Origin of the sequence: Desulfovibrio inopinatus DSM 10711 (assembly GCF_000429305.1) — a bacterium.
GTDB classification, from domain to species: domain Bacteria; phylum Desulfobacterota; class Desulfovibrionia; order Desulfovibrionales; family Desulfovibrionaceae; genus Alteridesulfovibrio; species Alteridesulfovibrio inopinatus.
In genome coordinates this window covers 1-3,911 of the sequence record NZ_AUBP01000050.1, presented here as the reverse complement: position 1 = coordinate 3,911, position 3,911 = coordinate 1, and the positions used below count along the sequence as shown (strand labels likewise).

Genomic DNA, 3,911 nt, shown 5'->3' with positions numbered 1-3,911 from the left:
TTGCGATCCAAGGAATCCGCGTTGCCGGGGGCGCGAGAATTATTGCAGCTGGCGCGAGAAAAGTTGCGCGGAAAAATTTTGCTGGAAGGGTTGTTCCCGGTGGTGTTGTGCCGGGAGCAGGCCATGCCGGTGGATGGGGCCGGGTTGGTTGTGTATGCGGCCGAATATCGGATTAAGCAAGCGGTTTTGCTGTAGGAGAAAAAAGCCTCCGGCGGCTCAAGAAACTTTTTGGAAAAAGTTTCTTGAGAATCTTCAAAAACTGTAGCTGGTTGTGTGAATATATTGAGGAGACTGCAATGACATCATTGATGACAAAACGAGTCGGCTCGTTGATCGCCGCCGAGGCATCGTACGGCGTACCGCCTGATGTGGGCGAGTATGCCGGATTGCTCTGTAATGAGGGCGTCGACGTAACGATCAACGGCGAAAAAATCGAGCGGAATGTCGTGACCCCGACGTTTTCGCCCACGCCCAATGCCGTGGGGACGAAATCGATTCAGATTTCGCCGGCCGTGGAATTGCGCGGCGGCGGCCTCTCCGAAGCTGGCGCGTTGTTGGCCCCGGATTGGGAGCCGCTGTTCTTGGCGTGCAGTATGAAAAAACGGGAGGTCGTGCGGCTTGATATCGAGGGTGCTGTCGGCTCTTTTGAGATTGATGAAGTGGTGACGGGCCAAGGCTCAGGAGCAACAGGCACGGTCTATCACATTGACGGCGACACCCTTGTCTTGACCGGGGGTGCCGGCGAGTTTCAAGCGGCTGAGACGGTGACCGGCGGCACGAGCGCGGCCACGGCCAGTGTGGTGGCTGCCTATGAAGCATTCGAGTATCGGCCGGCAACCTTGTCTCCAGCGGACCAGCCGTCGGCATCAAAACGCTTTTTCAAGGACTCGCATTTGTGGGTGATCCGCGGCCTGCGCGGGACGTGGGCGCTCGATTGCGCCAACGGCAAGATACCGACGTTATCGTTTACGATGACGGGGCTCTACGGCGATCCGTCTGATTCGGTTTTGCCCTCGCCGGTGTTCACCGATCTCATCGGCCCCGTCTTTATGGGTGCTGGTTTGACGATCGGCAGCTACACGCCGGTGCTGGAGTCGTTCAAGCTGGATTTGGGCGGCGACGTTCAACAGCGCAAAGATGCCAACCACCCCGAAGGCATGCGCGCCGTGTACGTGGGGGGCCGCACGCCCAAAGGATCAATTGATCCGGAAGCGGATTCGTTGGCTAACTTCAATGTTTGGTCGATGTGGAAAAATTCGACGCCGGGGAAACTCGCCTGCACCATCGGAGCGGCAGCCGGCAACCGGTGGCGCATCGAAGTGCCGAAAGCGACCTACGAAGATCCGAAATACGCCGACAAGTCGGGGTTGGTGAAATACGATCTGAGTTACACGGCAACGAATGCGGGAGCCGGTGACGACGAATTTCGGATGACGTTGTTCTAACACCAATACGATTCAGGAGATATATCATGACGGAATTGTATCGCGATCTCGACGCGGACCGCAATGTTTTGGAAATCGAAGACAAGGGCACCGGGGCCGTGCATGAATTTTACTATGCGATGCCTACCAATGCCCAACGGATGGCCTACCAATCGGATACCGTGAAGCACTCGGGCGGCAAGATCAAGCTGGCAAAGAATGCATGGCCGCTCCAGGTTAAGCATGGGGCTGCTCTCTGCACAGGATTCAAGCGCGGTACCCTTCGCGTGGCAGGACAGTTTGTGGCCAGCGATCCCATGGAAGAAGGCTACCGCGAAGACTGGAAAACCTTGGTCAAAAAAGGCTTCCCTGAAGCGTTCGCCTTGATTGCCCAAACGGCCTTCAATGCCGCGGGAACGAAGCGAGACGAAGGTGTGGAATATTTTGAAGTCGCTGACATGCCCGACCTGGGGGAGCCTTCGGCATCCACCTAGAGGGATGCACCAAGAACGACAAGAAGGAATGCGCGGCGCAAAACGGGCCATGGCTGGAAGCCGTCTGCGCCGCCTGCCCGAAAGGCCAAAATGCGGAGCGCAACCCGTATATCGATCATCTTGTGTATCTGCGGCAATTGCAGCTTGGTGGGTATCAATTTGGGCAAGATGATTTGCCGTTGCAAACCTGGTTGGATTTGGGCGCGTTGCATGCTTGGTTGGATGCCAAGCGCCCGCGCCTTTTTTAATGTGATGGAGAGAGGCCGTGGCCGAAAATAAAATCCGCATTATAATCGAAGCTGATGCCGGCAAGTATCAGCAAGCGATCAATCAAGCCAAAACCGCCTTGGATGGCTTGAGCGATACGGCCACGGCTACCGGGCGTGATCTCGATGCGGCCTGGAGCACGTTGGGGTTGCGCTCGGCCGGGGAGATCAAGGCCGAGATTAAGCGGGTTGGGGATGCGTATAACACGCTGAAAACCGACGGCACGGCATCGGCTCGGGATTTGGCTGTGGCCCATGACCAACTCAAGAGCAAGCTCAAGGATTTGGGGTCGGAGTACGCCCGAGTTGGCTTTGATGGAGCGGCCAGCGCCAGCAAAGTTGATGCTGCATGGCGGGATCTGGGGTTGCGGTCTGCTGATGAAATTAAGGCGGAGATCAAGCGGATTGGCGAGGCGTATAAGTCGATCCGCGATAGCGGCACGGCGTCGGCCAAAGATGTCGCGGCGGCACAGGAGAAAGTCCGAAAAAAAATTCAAGATCTCCGAAAAGAATACCAACGATTAGGGTCGGAAAGCCCTCAGCAAATTAAGGGTGTTGAAACAGGAGTCTCAAGTTTACTTTCTGTTGTCGGACAACTGCGGAATGTTGTCGCAGGATTGGTCCTTGCTGAGACATTTCGTCGTAGCGTGCGTGAAGTTTGGAACGCCGTCGATGCGATTGATGCATATGAAAAACGTATTATCAGTGTGGCGGCCACCTTGACTGACTACAATAAAGGATCGGCTGACGAACTCAAGGCGATCTATGAACAAAATCTCCAATACGCAACAGAGACATATGAAAAGGTTGAGCTGGCTGCAGCACAATTTTTTGCGTCAGGCCAGGAACTCACGGAAGCATGGCAAATTTTAACGAACAAAGGCGTTGTTCTTACATCCGAAGAAGATATTACGAATCTTGGTATTATTGTTGATAAAATAAAACTCATGACCCAGGGGCAAACAGCGAGTTTGCAAATTGCCCAGGAGATACGGTCTGTGATGTCTGGACAAGCTCGGGCAACGGACCAAATCGCTGTATTGTTGAAAGACAAGCTCGGGCCAGAGTGGGATAAACAACTGAAGAAGGCTGTCGCTGAGGGCCGGGCGCTTGAATTTGTCGCGGATCAATTCAAAGGAATGCTGGCGGCGTCGGAAGATATCCAGGGAACGATCGAATCGCAGGTTTCGACGTTGCAAACGCGATATGATCAGATTGTCCGATCTGGATTTAAGGAAATGCATGATGATGTCGTGCGGAGTCTCTCTAGAATTAATAGCTTGCTTGAAAAGTATGGTCAGACAATCTCGACGCTTTTATCCAATGTATACAGGATTGCAAAAATTTTATCTGCTCTGAGATTAAACCCTGCAAAAGGGGTTTTGGAAGCCTTGGAATGGTATAATAACGGCGAAACTCAGACTGAGGGGGCAACAACTGAACCCATTGTCAACAACCCACCTCTCCCTATCGACGATAACAGCACCAAGAAAAGCAAAAAGAATCTCGACGATCTCTTGAAAGCCGCTAAGGATTGGTCGGGCGCCTACCAATTGCTTCTAGCTGACGACACCGACAAAACGCTCGGCGAAACAGCTACCCGCGTATCTGGCTGGAAAACCGCTTACGATACGATCGCCGATGCCTCGGGCGATCGTTATGACGCCGAGTTGGCCGCGCTCGATGTGGCTCGGGCCGCACTGTATGAGCATTGGGGGATGCGCCAG

At 54.0% G+C, this 3,911-nt stretch carries 5 protein-coding genes; 4 read left to right on the top strand and 1 reads right to left on the bottom strand.

From position 1 onward, the window contains the following. The 3 genes from G451_RS35435 to G451_RS0120045 all read left to right on the top strand — a co-directional run. The coding region (locus G451_RS35435) for a hypothetical protein (RefSeq protein ID WP_211236376.1) at positions 1–195 on the top strand (195 nt) is incomplete at its 5' end. 101 nt (positions 196–296) lie between these two features. Beyond that, complete coding sequence (locus G451_RS0120050) at positions 297–1,445, top strand: phage tail tube protein (RefSeq protein WP_027185648.1); 1,149 nt, start codon at positions 297–299, stop codon at positions 1,443–1,445. A gap of 26 nt (positions 1,446–1,471) precedes the next feature. Further along, entirely contained in the window at positions 1,472–1,918 is a 447-nt protein-coding gene (locus G451_RS0120045) for a hypothetical protein (RefSeq protein ID WP_027185647.1), read from the top strand. Here G451_RS0120045 and G451_RS0120040 read toward each other — a convergent pair. After that, positions 1,915–2,130 (bottom strand): hypothetical protein, encoded by a 216-nt coding sequence (locus G451_RS0120040; protein WP_027185646.1) that lies wholly within the window; start codon positions 2,128–2,130, stop codon positions 1,915–1,917. The two genes, G451_RS0120045 and G451_RS0120040, sit on opposite strands and share 4 nt — an antisense overlap. Before the next feature lie 53 nt (positions 2,131–2,183). Between G451_RS0120040 and G451_RS30675 the strand changes: the two genes are divergently transcribed. Next, the coding region (locus G451_RS30675; protein WP_034643146.1) for a hypothetical protein at positions 2,184–3,911 on the top strand (1,728 nt) is incomplete at its 3' end.

Coding starts and splice junctions, on each gene's coding strand:
- G451_RS0120045 (WP_027185647.1), top strand. CDS start 1,472: ATGACGGAATTGTATCGCGATCTCGACGCGGACCGCAATGTTTTGGAA.
- G451_RS0120040 (WP_027185646.1), bottom strand. CDS start 2,130: ATGCAACGCGCCCAAATCCAACCAGGTTTGCAACGGCAAATCATCTTG.
- G451_RS0120050 (WP_027185648.1), top strand. CDS start 297: ATGACATCATTGATGACAAAACGAGTCGGCTCGTTGATCGCCGCCGAG.